This is a genomic window from Neorhizobium sp. CSC1952, from assembly GCF_030378245.1.
Lineage (GTDB): Bacteria > Pseudomonadota > Alphaproteobacteria > Rhizobiales > Rhizobiaceae > Neorhizobium > Neorhizobium oryzae_A.
On record NZ_CP128416.1, the window covers coordinates 3,610,660 to 3,623,521 of the forward strand.

Here is a 12,862-nt window from a genome sequence, read left to right on the forward strand (position 1 = left end):
TCTCCGCCCCCAGCCTACCGCCCGAAGTCTTCGCGCCTTCGGAGCGCATCATTATAGGTCTTCCCATGCTCGTAAATTGCCCGAACTTGCACAGAGTGCTGTGTTTATCGGAAATTGGCAAGAAAAAGTTTTTTGAACCACCCCTCCCGCGGGAAAATGCGCATCGCCAAAGCCCCTGAAAATGGGGGCTTTGAGCCTTTTTGAGAGTATCCGGAAGATGAATCCTCCGCCGGCAACGTTTTCTTCACCCTATTCTGTGCCGTTTCGAGCCGGCCGGCGTGAAAAGAAAAAATTGCCGCTCAGGCATGCACGGGTACGTTGAACAGCGGATCTCTAGCCGGAAAGGCTGCGCGCCGCCGAATGTTCTATTCGTGGGTGGACCGGCGCCGCCCGAAGGCGCGGGCAGGTTTGGCAAGCGCCGGCCGGAGGTGGGAGGCAAGCGGCGGCACCGCCGGATCGCCGGCGGCCGGCGAGGTCTCCATGCGCGGGAGCGGTGTGGCGCCGGGGTCGGGGCGGCTTTCCGGAAAGCTCTCGTTGAATGTCGTCGGCGCGATTTCCGGCCGGGCCAGCGCATAACCCTGCATCAGCGGCACCCCGAGTTCCTCGCAGAGGTCCACTTGCCAGACCTCTTCCAGACCTTCGAAGATCGGTTCGATACCGTCGTCCAGCATCTGCCGGACGATCACGCGCAGCAGCGCGTAACCGGCGGAATTGTCGAGGAAGTCGCGAACCCAGGAGGCATCGAACTTCACGTAGTCCGGAGCGATGCGCTTCAGCCGGGCGAGGTCGGAATCTCCCGCGCCGTAATCGTCGATCGCGATGCGGAAGCCGATCGCCCGCATGTGGCCGGCGAAGGCGACGACGATATCGTCGGTCGCTCCGGACTTTTCCGAGATTTCGCAGACGATGCGGTCGGGTCCGATCCCTGCCTCATGACCGGCAAGCTTGATGCGTTCCACTTCCTGGCGCATCTCGTGCGGCGTTCGGAAGAGGCCCGGATGGAACTTCACGAAAATCCGTGCGCGCGAACGGCCCAGCCGCCCGGTGTTGAGAATGTGGATCGTGCGCAGGATGCTGTCGGTATCGGCCATGTCCGAGGGCGGGACGAGGGGAAAGAAATCGCCCGGCGAGACCGGCTCCCCGTCGCGCGAGACGCGCACGAGCCCTTCGAACGCCTCGATTTCCAGTCCGGCCCCCGTCGTCGGACGGAAGATCGGCTGCAGGGCGGACTGCAGCTTGAAAGGGCCGTAGATGGTGGAGAACGCACCGTTCTCACCGCGAACCAGATTGGCGAAGATGCTTCTCGGCGCCATGCCCGTCGATTTCCGTTGTCGATCCTTGCGGTTGTATCAGCCAAGGGTTACGCGGCTGTAAAGAAGGTATCGGGCTTTTAATCAGCTTCTTTGATCGCTTTCATTCAAGCTTTGCGCTTGAAACGGCGTCATAGTTTAGACATAGAGCGTAGCGGCGGTTTCGGCGCGCGATCCCGCCTTGTTCAACAGCTCTTCAGGACGAAGATTATGGCCTTTCTTGCCGACGCTCTTTCCCGCGTAAAGCCCTCCGCCACCATCGCCGTTTCCCAGAAAGCCCGCGACCTCAAAGCAAAGGGCCGTGACGTGATCGGGCTCGGCGCAGGCGAGCCGGATTTCGACACGCCGGAAAACATCAAGAAAGCGGCCATCGACGCGATCAATCGCGGCGAGACCAAGTATCCGCCGGTCTCGGGCATCCCGCAGCTGCGCGAAGCGATCGCAAGGAAGTTCAAGCGCGAGAACAATCTCGACTACACGCCGGCCCAGACGATCGTCGGAACGGGCGGAAAGCAGATTCTTTTCAACGCGTTCATGGCGACGCTCAATCCGGGTGACGAAGTGATCATCACCGCACCCTATTGGGTCTCCTATCCGGAGATGGTGGCGATCTGCAGCGGAACGTCCGTCTTTATCGAAGCCAAGCAGGAAAACAATTTCAAGGTGACCGCGGCCGACCTCGAAAAGGCGATCACCCCGAAGACCAAGTGGTTCCTCTTCAACTCGCCGTCCAACCCGTCGGGCGCCGCCTATAGCCATGACGAACTCAAGGCCCTCACCGATGTCCTCCTCAAGCACGAACATGTCTGGGTGCTGACCGACGACATGTACGAGCATCTGACCTATGGCGATTTCAAGTTCGTCTCCCCCGCGGAAGTGGAGCCGAAGCTCTATAACCGCACGCTGACGATGAACGGCGTCTCCAAGGCTTATGCAATGACCGGCTGGCGCATCGGTTATGCGGCAGGCCCGGTCGAGCTCATCAAGGCGATGGACATGATCCAGGGCCAGCAGACGTCCGGCGCCTGCACGATCGCGCAATGGGCCGCCGTCGAGGCGCTCAACGGCCCGCAGGACTTCATTCCGGCGAACAAGAAGATCTTCGAAGCCCGCCGCGACCTCGTCGTGTCGATGCTGAACCAGGCGAAGGGTATCGTTTGCCCGTCGCCCGAAGGCGCCTTCTATGTCTATCCGTCCTGCGCCGGCCTGATCGGCAAGACCGCGCCCTCCGGCAAGGTCATCGAGACGGACGAGGATTTCGTGACCGAGCTTCTGGAAACAGAAGGCGTTGCGGTCGTCCATGGCTCGGCTTTCGGCCTCGGCCCGAACTTCCGCATCTCCTACGCGACTTCGGAAGAGCTTCTCGAAGAGGCCTGCAAGCGCATCCAGCGCTTCTGCGCCAACTGCAAGTGAAGCCATCGCCGGCATGATTTCAGAAGGCCCGCCACGCTGGCGGGCTTTTTGCATTCGCGGGCTCACATTGACGATGTGGCTGCGCGTAGCTACATTTTCCGCATGAAGACCGTCTCTATCCGCGAAGCACAGGATCGTTTCGACGAGCTTGCCCAAGATGTGGAGCAGGGCGAGACCGTGACCGTGACCCGGGACGGCAAGCCGGTATTCGACATCGTGCCGCATAAAAAGCGTGGCGGGATCGATTGGGAGGCTGGAGAAGCCTATCTTCGCTCCAAGGGTATCGTCAGGACGAAAGGCTTCATAGCGGATGATTTCGATGATCCGCTACCGGAAGATTTTCTTATAAGACCGCTTCCCGAGCGATGAGACTGCTTCTCGATACGCACTTCGTGTTAGCCGGTGTAAATCGGGAGATGGCTGAACGCTATCCATTGATCGAGCGGCTTATCGCAGAAAGCCTGACTGAGAGCTTCGTTAGCGTCGCAAGTCTGTGGGAGATCGCGATCAAGTCTCGGCTGGGCAAGCTCGAAACACGAATTCCGGTCGAGGACATCCCGAGCTATCTGGCTTCTGCCGGTTTTACCATCCTCCATATCGATATCCCGCACGTCATCACGGCTGCCGAGCCGGAGCCGGAAACACGCGATCCCTTCGACCGGCTTCTGCTTGCGCAGTGCCAGGCCGAAGGATTGCTGCTCGTGACGATCGACCGGGCGCTGACCGGCCATCGCCTCGCATTCAAATTCTAGGCGAAACGGCTCCCCCGGACACCGCTTCGCCGGGCGGCGGATCAGCCCTTGGTCAGCCGCAGGATCGTGGATTCGCCGCCGCCGCGCTGTTCGGTGACGGCATAGACGGCGCCGTCCGGGCCGACCTTGACGTCACGAATGCGGGCGTCGAGCGGCACGCGCTCTTCGTAGGCGACCCTGTCGCCGTCCATGTGAACGACGACGACCCCCTGGCTGACCAGGCCGCCGACCAGGAAAGCGCCCTTCCACTCGGGAATGGCATCGGCGTCATAATAGGCCATGCCGGAAGGGGCGATGACCGGATCCCAGTAATAGACCGGTTGTTCCGTTTCCGCATTCTGGGTGATGCCCTCGCCGACGGGGCTGCCGCTGTACTCTATTCCGTAGGTTACTTCCGGCCAGCCATAGTTCTTGCCCGGCTCCGGCCGGTTCAGCTCGTCGCCGCCACGCGGGCCGTGTTCGACCGTCCAAAGCCGGCCCTGACCGTCCAGCGTGGCGGATTGCAGGTTGCGGTGGCCGAGGCTCCAGATTTCCGGCTGCGCGCCGTCCTGGTCCACGAAGGGATTGTCAGGCAGTGCCTTGCCGTTCATGTCGATGCGGAAGACCTTGCCGAGACCGCTGCCGAGATCCTGTGCCTGGACGCGAGGTTCGGGATCGGAGCGCTCGCCGACGGTGACGTAGAGTTCGTTGCTCGGGCCGAAGACGAGACGCGAGCCGAAATGCTTGTTGCCGTCATAGCTCGGCATCTGGCGGAAGATGACGTTGACGTTCTCCAGCCTGCCGCCCCCCTGATCGTCCGGAACGAGCTTTGCGGAGGCGACCGACGTGCCGTTGCCGTCCTCCCGCTCCTCGGAGAAAGAGAAGAAGATCATGCCGGAGGTCGCGAAGTCCGGCGCGAGCGCCACGTCGAGCAGGCCGCCCTGGCCGCCGGACAGGACCTCCGGAACGCCGCCGATCTCGGGCCCGGCTTCGCCTTCCTCGGAGATGATGTGCATGGCGCCCTCCTTGGCGGTCACCAGCATGCGGCCGTCCGGCAGGAACTCCATCGCCCAGAGATGCGGCAGGCCGTCGGCGACCACCTCATGGGAAATCTTCGGCATCTCGGCCGGTTGCGGCGCACGGGTCTGGCCCGTGAAAGCGGGCGTCTGGTTCTGCGCATTCGGGCGCCTGGTCTCGGCCGGCTGGCCGGCGGTCTGGGCCAGCGCGGAGCCGGCGATCAGCACGGCGGAGAGGGCCGAGCCGGCCAGGAGAAGAGTGAGGTTTTTCATCGTGAACTCCCTTCGATGAGGCGGCGCCTGCCGCAGGTCCGGAAACGCCACTCCCGCGCGGTGGCGATCGAGTGCCGAATGATGGCCTTCATCTAGGGCGTTCATGCGAAATGGTCGCACACGCGCCATTCAAGAATAATTTATCGGCGCCTGCAGGGGGCGCTCAAGAAAAAGCCCGCCGGGAAGCGGGCTCATACTGCTGATAAAGGTTGGAAAATCTCCGATCGCCATGCTCTGTCCCGAGCATCTGCAAACCATTGACGTTTATAGATCCTCGGCGCAAGGCCGAGTATGACGCCGAGCAAGAAGCGAGGTTCGTCATCAAGCTGAGCCCGCCGGGAGGCGGGCTGTCAGCGGGTGCCGGCTACAGAAACTCAATCGAGGAGGTCGGCCGGAACCTTTCCGCCGTTTTCCTTGAGCCTCTTCATCAGAGCCTTGTGGAGCCATATGTTCATTTCGGGCGAACCGTTCTTTTCGCCGGTATATCCAAGCTCTTCGGCAAGCTCCTTGCGGGCGGTGAGGCTGGAATCGAGGTCGAGCGCCTTCATGAGATCGACAATCGAACGGCGCCAATCGAGCTTCTGACCGCTTTTCTTGACTGCCGCGTCAAGGATCGGCTCGATATCCACCGGGCCGGCGGATGCGGGTGCTGCTGCCGTGGGGGCTGCCGCGGCCGGAGCGGCGGAGGGTGGTGCTGCAGGGGCAGGGGTCGCCGCGGGCGTCGATGCGGCGGATGCCGACACCGGAGCCGCAGGCTTCAGAGGCTCCGCGGTGGGCTGCGGAGCGGCTTTGGCTGCGCCGCCAAAGATTGCGTTCTTGATCTTGTCGAAGATGCCCATTCTACTCTCCTCAGGTTGTCTAGGAGAGACTTGTGCAAGTTTGGAAAAAACTCAAGGGGCGGCCGCAGCAAGATCGGCTGCGGCCACCAGATTTCCGTCAGGCCGTGCCCCAGATGGTCTCGGCGGTCTTCACGACGAGCTCCAGCTTGCGCTTCTGATCGTCCTCGGTGATCGAGTTGCCTTCCTCGGTCGAGGCGAAGCCGCATTGCGGCGCGATGCCGAGCTGGTCGAGGTCGACATATTTCGAGGCTTCGTCGAAATGGCGGCGGAGCGAATCGAGGCTTTCCAGCTCACCGGTCTTGGTGGTGATGAAGCCCGGATAGACGCGCTGCTTCGAACCCTTCTGGAGCAGGCTCAGCGGCTGCAGGCCGCCGGCGCGATCCGTGTCGTATTCCATGAAGAACATGTCGACGCCGGTCTTGTTGAAGATCGCATCGGCCGCCGCGTCGTAACCGCCTTCGGCAGCCCAGGTGGAGCGGAAGTTGCCGCGGCACATATGCATGCCGATCAGCATGTCCTTCGGACGATCCTTGATCGCCTCATGCATCGTGAGCGCGTATTTCTCGATCAGCCAGTCCGGATCGTAGCCTTCTTCACGCTTCATGGCGCGCTGCTTCTCGTCGCCGAGATAGGCGAAATAGATGTCGTCCATCTGGAGGTAACGGCAGCCGGCTTCGTAGAACTTCTGCACCGCCTTGGCATAGGTGCGGGCGAGAGCTGCGAACAGCGCTTCCTGGTCCTGGTATTCCGGATAGGTCACGTCGGCGCGGGCCGTGCGGTAATGCGCGACGCTCGGGCCGGGGATGGAGATCTTCGGCGTCACCTTGGTGTTGACGGCGAGGAACTTGAAGTGCTCGAGATGCGGGTGGTCGTCCGGGAAGTCGAGCCTGCCGTTGATGGTCGGAAAGGTCGGCGGCAGCTTGACGCCTTGGAAGGTGACGCCCTTGTGCGCTTCGCGCGTGACGAATTCCATGCCGTCGAGTTCGCCGAGGAAGTCGTAGTGCCAGAAATGACGGCGGGCTTCGCCGTCGGTGACGACCTTGAGGCCGACGCTTTCCTGCAGCTTGACGAGCTCCCTGATGCCTTCGTCTTCGACGGCCTTCAGTTCATCGGCGGAAATGCTCTTCTCTTCGTAGAACTTCCTGCGGGCTTCCTTGATGGAAGCGGGACGCAGGAGCGAACCGACGTGATCGGCTCTGTAGGGCGGGGTTGGCATGGAATCCTCCATATTACTTGTACAAGCTGCCGGAACCCGGCAACGGCGAAGGCGTGTATACAGATTGGGCCTCTCCAGGCGAAACAGCATATTTCACGCACTGATTCAACGTCTTCTCAATCCGATTCCGTATGCATGTGCAACTTGTTGTTACGGAATCGCTTTTCGTCAGAGGCCGAGGACCGTCAGCATCACGAAGGTCGCGAACAGGACGAAGTGCGTCATCCCTTCGATCGCGTTCGTCTGACCGTCATTGAGGTTGATCGCCGCGGCGATCAGCGTGACCGCGACCATCACGGTCTGCACCGGCGTCATGGCCATGACGAAGGGCTGACCGCTGTAGAGCGCGATGCTTTCCATCACCGGCACGGTGAGGATGACGGTCGAGAGCGACGCTCCCATGGCGATGTTGACCACGGATTGCATGCGGTTCCTGAGGGCCGCGCGCAACGCCGTCAGGATTTCCGGCGCCGCGGAGATGGTCGCCACGACGACGGCCATCAGGGCCGGCGGGGCGCCGATGCCCTCTATTCCGGCATTCATGAAGGCCGACATGAATTCGGCGAGGAAGCCGATGACCAGGACGCCGAAGAGGATGATGCCGATGGAGATCGCGGCCGACTCTTCCTTGGCCTCCTCCCGGGGTGCCGCTCCGCCCGTTGCCGCCTTGGCGCGGGGGTAGCTGTAGCTGAAGAAATAGCTGTGCGGGCCGACCTGCATCTTGAGGAAGACCGCGTAGAGCGCGATCATCGCCGCGATGGTGAAAGCGGAATAATAGTGCCATCGGTCGGAAGGGATGAATTCCGGCACGATCATCGAAATGCCCATGGCTGTCAGGATCATCACGCTGTAGGTGCGGCTGGAATCGTCGTTGTAGGGCTGCTCGCCGTGGCGGAGGCCGCCAAGCAGGGCCGCCAGGCCCAGGATGCCGTTGATGTCCAGCATGACGGCCGCATAGATCGTGTCGCGCACCAGGGTGGGGGAGGTCGTGTTGCCCATCATGATCGCCAGGATCAGCACTTCGACGGCGACGGCCGACAGCGTCAGGATCATCGTGCCATAGGGGTCGCCGACCTTGTGGGCGAGCACCTCCGCATGATGGGCGACGCGGGTCGAGGCGAGAATGATGATGGCGATCAGGGCGACGGCAGCGATGACCGAGGCCGTCTGGCCCGCCTCCAGGACGGAATGTTCCACGGCGTAGGCGATGAAGGCGGCCCCGAGCGCAACGATGAGAAATCTTTCCTGTTTCAGAAGAGAGAGAACTCTCACCGGCCGCTCCTGATGTTCATCGGCACAATCTAACGCGGCAACCTGCGGCATCAAGGATGGGCCGGCTTCGGCTCGAGGATTTGCGACAAGCAGGCTTTGATGACATAATTCCGGAGGTGGCCTGGAACTTGCGGCGCACTTCCTGCTTTTTCAATGCTGTGCCGCGTCTGGAGACCGATCCGGAGGATCGATGCGGCCATGAAAGAAGAACAAGGAGGGAGTATGACCAAGATTGTCTACAAGGTCGTGCCGCATGATGGCGGTTGGGCTTATCGCCAGGGCGACGTCTATTCGGAAACTTTTCCTACCCATTCCGATGCCTTGCAGGCAGCGCGCATCGTCGCGGCCGAGCAACAGGTGGGCGGCGACCCGGAAGAGATCAGCTGGCAGGACGAGAAGGGCGTCTGGCACACCGAATACAGCGATGGCGGCGACCGTCCGGAAGCCGAAGTCGAGGACGGCGACCAGGGAGCGACCACGCATTGAGGTCAGCTGCGGCCATGGTCCGAGGATACCTCTGACAAGCCCGTTGAGGGCGGCCGCCGGCGCGAAGATTTGAGGTTTCGTGCACAGCGACCCCAGAGGTCGATCGACAGGTCGTCTCGCTTCCGGCCTGGAGAAAAGGGCCTCTCGTCGCGGCCCCCAGCTTGATGACAAACCTCGCGTCCTGCTCGGCGTCATCCTCGGCCTTATGCCGAGGATCTATGAACGTCAATGGTTTGCAGATGCTCGGAACAGGCCCGAGCATGACGATCGGAGATTTTCGAACCTTTGTCAGCAGTCTGAGGGCCGCCCGTCGCGGCCCCCCCTTCGGTGTCTCATCAGGCGACGGCTTCGAGCGCCGGGTAATCGGTATAACCCCTGGCGCCGCCGCCATAGAAGGTGGCCTTGTCCGGCTGGTTGAGCGGCGCGTCGTTCCTGAGGCGCTGCACGAGGTCCGGATTGGCGAGGAAGAGCTTGCCGAAGGCGACGGCATCGGCATAGCCGCTTTCGACGGCCTCGATGGCGCTCTCACGGTCGTAGCCGTTGTTGACCAGCCAGCCGCCCGTGCCTCCGGCCTTGCGGTAGATGCTCTTGAGTTCCTGGTAGTCGAAGGGCCTGTCGCCCTGGAAGAAGCTGCGGTCGCCGCCCGTGGCGCCTTCGATCACATGGATGAAGGCGAGGCCGCGCGGACCGAGCTGCTCGACCACGTAATTGAAGAGGGGCTGCGGATCGGCTTCGGTGATGCCGTTGCCGGGCGTGACCGGCGACAGGCGGATGCCGACGCGGCCGGCACCGATCTCCCCGGTGACCGCATCGACGACTTCCAGGAGGAAGCGGGTGCGGTTTTCGATCGAACCGCCGTATTCGTCGGTGCGCTTGTTGGCGCCGGATTTCAGGAACTGGTCGATCAGGTAGCCGTTGGCGCCGTGCAGTTCCACGCCATCGAAGCCGGCATCGATCGCCGCGCGGGCACCCTTGCGGAAATCATCGACGATGCCGGCGATTTCGGCATGCTCAAGCGCGCGAGGCGCAGAGGTGTCGACGAAGGCGCCGGAACCGTCAGGGTTGATGACATAGGTCTTGCTGCCGGCGGGAATGGCAGAAGGCGCGACCGGCGCGCCGCCATTCGGCTGCAGGGAGGTGTGGGAAACGCGGCCGACATGCCAGATCTGGGTGACGATCCTGCCGCCTTTCCCATGCACGGCGTCCGTCACTTTCTTCCAGCCTTCGACCGCCTGAGGCAGGTAGAGCCCGGGTACGTCGGCATAACCCTGGCCCTGCTGGGTCACCGGCGTGCCTTCGGTGATGATCAGGCCGGCCGAGGCGCGCTGTTCGTAATAGGTGACGTTGAGGTCGTTCGGAACCGCCCTCGGCGAGCGGTTGCGCGTCAGCGGCGCCATGACGATGCGATTGGCGAGATCGATATCGCCGAATTTGGTCGGATCAAAAAGGCTGGCCATCGGAAATTCCTTTATCTCTAGTTGGGGGAGGATCAGAGCGACGAACTGAGCTCGTCGAGGAAGGCCGCAATGGTTTCCTCATTGCGGCGGTAGAACGCCCATTGGCCAACGCGGTCGATCTTCAGCAACCCGGCCTTTTCGAGCGTCGAAAGATGCGCCGAGACCGTGGACTGGGAGAGGCCGCAGCGCTTTTCGAACTGGTTGGCGCAGATACCCATTTCGAGCGGATGCGCCTGATTGGAGAAATGGCGCTCGGGTTCCTTCATCCATTCCAGGAATTCGACCCGGACCGGGTGCGCCAGCGCCTTGAGAATTTCCGTCTTGTCCATGCCAGGATCCAGATATCGGATTTTGCCGATATATAGATCGTCCGGTGACGATTTAAAGGAAACCGTTTGCGCAGAAAGGAAGGCTCGTAAAAAAAATGGGCCGCCGGATTTCTCCAGGGCCCTTTCAGGTGTGAAGGTCAAAACCTCCAGAGGGGAACAGCCGACGCGGACGACGGGGGACGTCGTCAAGAGCAGCCGGCTGACATGAATATGGGGATGGGCGGCCGGTCCGACAAGGGTGCGGATGGAATATTGAACAGAAGTTTTAATGGGCGGAGGCAGGCCGAGCGTCGTACAGGCAAAAAAAAGGGCCACCGGATCGCTCCAGGGCCCTATAAGTGTGAAGGTCAAAAAACCTCCAGAGGGGAACAGCTGCTGCGGTGGAACTGGGAGGAAAAAGCCACCATGTGCATCAGCTGTGTGCGATATGGTGGTTTTTTGTGCAGTGAACAATGGCATTTTGTGCAAGTCAGCCATGCATGACGCGCAATGCTTGGTCTTCAAGGCCCACCGACGGGAATAGCAGGCGGCCGCAGACCGCTGGAATCCTTCAGGTTTGAAGGGTTTCCAGCTCCGGCGTTCTTTCCGTTCGGGGGCCTAGAAATTCCAGTTGCGCGCCTTGCCGACGATGAAATCGCGGAAGACTTTGAGCTTCGCCGCGTTCTTCATTTCATCCGGATAGCAGAAATAGGTGTCGAAGGAGGGGATGTCGGCGTTGATCGCGAGCTGAATCAGTCCCGGGTCGCGGCCGACGATATAGTCCGGCAGGCAGGCGATCCCGATACCGAGCAGGCAGGCCCGCTTGATCGAGGTCTGGCTGTTGATCTGCAGATGCGGCGTGCGCGTGTTGTCCGAGGAGCGGCCGGCATATTCCAGCCAGTTGACGTCGAGCAGATAGTTCGGCGCCGGCTCCCCGAAGGTGATGATGCGATGGTTGTCGAGATCCTCGATCGACTGCGGTTCCCCGTAGCGGTTGATATAGGAGGGGGCCGCATAGACGTGCATATGCACGGTGAAGAGCTTGCGCTGGATGAGGTCGGACTGCTGCGGCTGCCGGAGGCGGATCGCACAATCCGCATGGCGCATGTTCACGTCCACCTCCTCGTTGTCGAGGATGAGCTGGATCGACATTTCCGGATAGAGCTGCAGGAATTCCTGCACCTTGTCGGTCAGCCAGCCCTGGCCGAGCCCGACCGTCGTCGTGACGCGCAGCTTGCCGGAGGGTTTTTCCGTCGTCTCGGTGAGCTGCACCTTCACCGTCTCGAGCTTCAAGAGCACGTCGTGGGCGGTGCGGTAAAGAAGCTCGCCCTGTTCGGTGAGGATGAGGCCGCGCGCATGGCGATGGAAGAGCTTTACGCCGACATCCTGTTCCAGCGCGCTGACCTGGCGGCTGATGGCCGACTGGGAAAGATGAAGCTTGTCCGCCGCGTGGGTGAAGGAACCCGCCTCCGCCGCCGCGTGAAAAATGCGCAATTTATCCCAGTCGAGCGGCACACCCATTGCTGAACGTTACTCCGCGGCCACGGCGACCGGCTGGATGCCGGCGAGAAAGCGTTCGGCTTCGAGCGCGGCCATGCAGCCCAGGCCGGCTGCGGTGATCGCCTGGCGGAAAGTGTCGTCGGTCACGTCGCCGGCGGCGAAGATGCCCGGCACGTCGGTGGCGGTCGAATCCGGGGCCGTCCAGAGATAGCCGTTCGGCTTCATCTTCAGCTTGCCCTTGAAGAGTTCGGTTGCCGGTGCATGGCCGATCGCCACGAAGACGCCGTCGATCGGCCGCTCGGTGATCGCGCCCGTCTCGGTGTTGCGCAGCTTCACGCCTTCCACGGACGGCGGCAGCGGCGCTTTCGCGGGCTTGCCGGTGATCTCGGCCACTTCCGTGTTCCACAGCACGCTGACGTTCGGGCGCTGGAAGAGGCGCTCCTGCAGGATCTTTTCGGAGCGGAAACTGTCGCGGCGGTGCACGACGGTCACCGATTTGGCGATGTTGGAGAGGTAGAGCGCCTCCTCGACGGCGGAATTGCCGCCGCCGACCACGATCACGTCCTTGTTGCGGTAGAAGAAGCCGTCGCAGGTGGCGCAGGCGGAAACGCCGAAGCCCTGGAAATGCTGCTCGCTTTCGAGCCCCAGCCATTTCGCCTTGGCGCCGGTGGCGATGATCAGCGTATCGGCCATCCAGACCTGGCCGGAATCGGTGCGCACGGTGAAGGGCCGATGGTTGAGCTCGACCTCCGTCACGAGGTCGTTGACGATCTCGGCGCCCACATGGGTCGCCTGCTTGAGCATCTGCTCCATCAGCCAGGGGCCCTGGATCGGATCGCCGAAGCCCGGATAGTTCTCCACGTCTGTGGTGATCATCAGCTGGCCGCCCTGTTCGAGGCCGGCGATCAGCACCGGTTTCAGCATGGCGCGCGCGGCATAGATCGCCGCGGTATAACCGGCCGGGCCGGAACCAATGATCAGAACCTCGGTATGACGGGCGGACATATGCTGTTTCCTTTCCAAGACCGGCGGAGGCGCGTT

At 61.9% G+C, this 12,862-nt stretch carries 13 protein-coding genes; 4 read left to right on the forward strand and 9 right to left on the reverse strand.

Annotation, left to right across the window (positions count from 1 at the left end):
• Positions 1-365 precede the first annotated feature (365 nt).
• A complete protein-coding gene (locus QTA58_RS17605; RefSeq protein ID WP_289669834.1) occupies positions 366-1,313 on the reverse strand; it encodes an EAL domain-containing protein in 948 nt (315 codons plus the stop codon).
• A gap of 207 nt (positions 1,314-1,520) precedes the next feature.
• Between QTA58_RS17605 and QTA58_RS17610 the strand changes: the two genes are divergently transcribed.
• The 3 genes from QTA58_RS17610 (at position 1,521) to QTA58_RS17620 (ending at position 3,475) form a co-directional block, all read left to right on the forward strand.
• Positions 1,521-2,723 (forward strand): pyridoxal phosphate-dependent aminotransferase, encoded by a 1,203-nt coding sequence (locus tag QTA58_RS17610; RefSeq protein ID WP_085424899.1) that lies wholly within the window; start codon positions 1,521-1,523, stop codon positions 2,721-2,723.
• A gap of 102 nt (positions 2,724-2,825) precedes the next feature.
• Positions 2,826-3,092 carry a type II toxin-antitoxin system prevent-host-death family antitoxin gene (locus QTA58_RS17615; protein WP_289669837.1) on the forward strand — a complete coding sequence of 89 codons (267 nt, stop codon included), beginning with the start codon at positions 2,826-2,828 and terminating at the stop codon, positions 3,090-3,092.
• A complete protein-coding gene (locus QTA58_RS17620) occupies positions 3,089-3,475 on the forward strand; it encodes a type II toxin-antitoxin system VapC family toxin (protein WP_289669839.1) in 387 nt (128 codons plus the stop codon). The genes QTA58_RS17615 and QTA58_RS17620 overlap by 4 nt, the downstream gene beginning before the upstream one ends.
• A gap of 41 nt (positions 3,476-3,516) precedes the next feature.
• On the opposite strand, the gene QTA58_RS17625 is transcribed toward QTA58_RS17620, so the two are convergent.
• From QTA58_RS17625 to QTA58_RS17640, 4 genes are all read right to left on the reverse strand, one after another.
• Positions 3,517-4,743 (reverse strand): PQQ-dependent sugar dehydrogenase, encoded by a 1,227-nt coding sequence (locus QTA58_RS17625; RefSeq protein WP_289669840.1) that lies wholly within the window; start codon positions 4,741-4,743, stop codon positions 3,517-3,519.
• A gap of 374 nt (positions 4,744-5,117) precedes the next feature.
• A complete protein-coding gene (locus tag QTA58_RS17630; protein WP_289669842.1) occupies positions 5,118-5,582 on the reverse strand; it encodes a DUF3597 domain-containing protein in 465 nt (154 codons plus the stop codon).
• Between the two features lie 97 nt (positions 5,583-5,679).
• The gene (locus QTA58_RS17635) at positions 5,680-6,798 is read right to left on the reverse strand and encodes a 5-methyltetrahydropteroyltriglutamate--homocysteine S-methyltransferase (protein ID WP_289669844.1); all 1,119 of its coding nucleotides are present in this window, start codon (positions 6,796-6,798) and stop codon (positions 5,680-5,682) included.
• A 168-nt stretch (positions 6,799-6,966) separates the two neighbouring features.
• Positions 6,967-8,070: a calcium:proton antiporter gene (locus tag QTA58_RS17640; RefSeq protein ID WP_234811325.1), complete on the reverse strand. Its 1,104-nt coding sequence runs from the start codon at positions 8,068-8,070 to the stop codon at positions 6,967-6,969.
• Between the two features lie 222 nt (positions 8,071-8,292).
• Between QTA58_RS17640 and QTA58_RS17645 the strand changes: the two genes are divergently transcribed.
• Entirely contained in the window at positions 8,293-8,556 is a 264-nt protein-coding gene (locus tag QTA58_RS17645) for a DUF2188 domain-containing protein (protein WP_085424893.1), read from the forward strand.
• 335 nt (positions 8,557-8,891) lie between these two features.
• Here QTA58_RS17645 and QTA58_RS17650 read toward each other — a convergent pair whose 3' ends face one another.
• The 4 genes from QTA58_RS17650 to trxB form a co-directional block, all read right to left on the reverse strand.
• Positions 8,892-10,013 carry an alkene reductase gene (locus QTA58_RS17650; protein ID WP_085424892.1) on the reverse strand — a complete coding sequence of 374 codons (1,122 nt, stop codon included), beginning with the start codon at positions 10,011-10,013 and terminating at the stop codon, positions 8,892-8,894.
• 32 nt (positions 10,014-10,045) lie between these two features.
• Positions 10,046-10,342 carry a metalloregulator ArsR/SmtB family transcription factor gene (locus QTA58_RS17655; RefSeq protein WP_085424891.1) on the reverse strand — a complete coding sequence of 99 codons (297 nt, stop codon included), beginning with the start codon at positions 10,340-10,342 and terminating at the stop codon, positions 10,046-10,048.
• Between the two features lie 597 nt (positions 10,343-10,939).
• Entirely contained in the window at positions 10,940-11,836 is an 897-nt protein-coding gene (locus QTA58_RS17660) for a LysR family transcriptional regulator VtlR (RefSeq protein ID WP_085425149.1), read from the reverse strand.
• A 15-nt stretch (positions 11,837-11,851) separates the two neighbouring features.
• Complete coding sequence (trxB, locus tag QTA58_RS17665; protein WP_289669849.1) at positions 11,852-12,826, reverse strand: thioredoxin-disulfide reductase; 975 nt, start codon at positions 12,824-12,826, stop codon at positions 11,852-11,854.
• Between the last annotated feature and the right edge of the window lie 36 nt (positions 12,827-12,862).

Coding starts and splice junctions, on each gene's coding strand:
- QTA58_RS17615 (WP_289669837.1), top strand. CDS start 2,826: ATGAAGACCGTCTCTATCCGCGAAGCACAGGATCGTTTCGACGAGCTT.
- QTA58_RS17635 (WP_289669844.1), bottom strand. CDS start 6,798: ATGCCAACCCCGCCCTACAGAGCCGATCACGTCGGTTCGCTCCTGCGT.
- trxB (WP_289669849.1), bottom strand. CDS start 12,826: ATGTCCGCCCGTCATACCGAGGTTCTGATCATTGGTTCCGGCCCGGCC.
- QTA58_RS17650 (WP_085424892.1), bottom strand. CDS start 10,013: ATGGCCAGCCTTTTTGATCCGACCAAATTCGGCGATATCGATCTCGCC.
- QTA58_RS17630 (WP_289669842.1), bottom strand. CDS start 5,582: ATGGGCATCTTCGACAAGATCAAGAACGCAATCTTTGGCGGCGCAGCC.
- QTA58_RS17655 (WP_085424891.1), bottom strand. CDS start 10,342: ATGGACAAGACGGAAATTCTCAAGGCGCTGGCGCACCCGGTCCGGGTC.
- QTA58_RS17610 (WP_085424899.1), top strand. CDS start 1,521: ATGGCCTTTCTTGCCGACGCTCTTTCCCGCGTAAAGCCCTCCGCCACC.
- QTA58_RS17645 (WP_085424893.1), top strand. CDS start 8,293: ATGACCAAGATTGTCTACAAGGTCGTGCCGCATGATGGCGGTTGGGCT.
- QTA58_RS17625 (WP_289669840.1), bottom strand. CDS start 4,743: ATGAAAAACCTCACTCTTCTCCTGGCCGGCTCGGCCCTCTCCGCCGTG.
- QTA58_RS17620 (WP_289669839.1), top strand. CDS start 3,089: ATGAGACTGCTTCTCGATACGCACTTCGTGTTAGCCGGTGTAAATCGG.
- QTA58_RS17605 (WP_289669834.1), bottom strand. CDS start 1,313: ATGGCGCCGAGAAGCATCTTCGCCAATCTGGTTCGCGGTGAGAACGGT.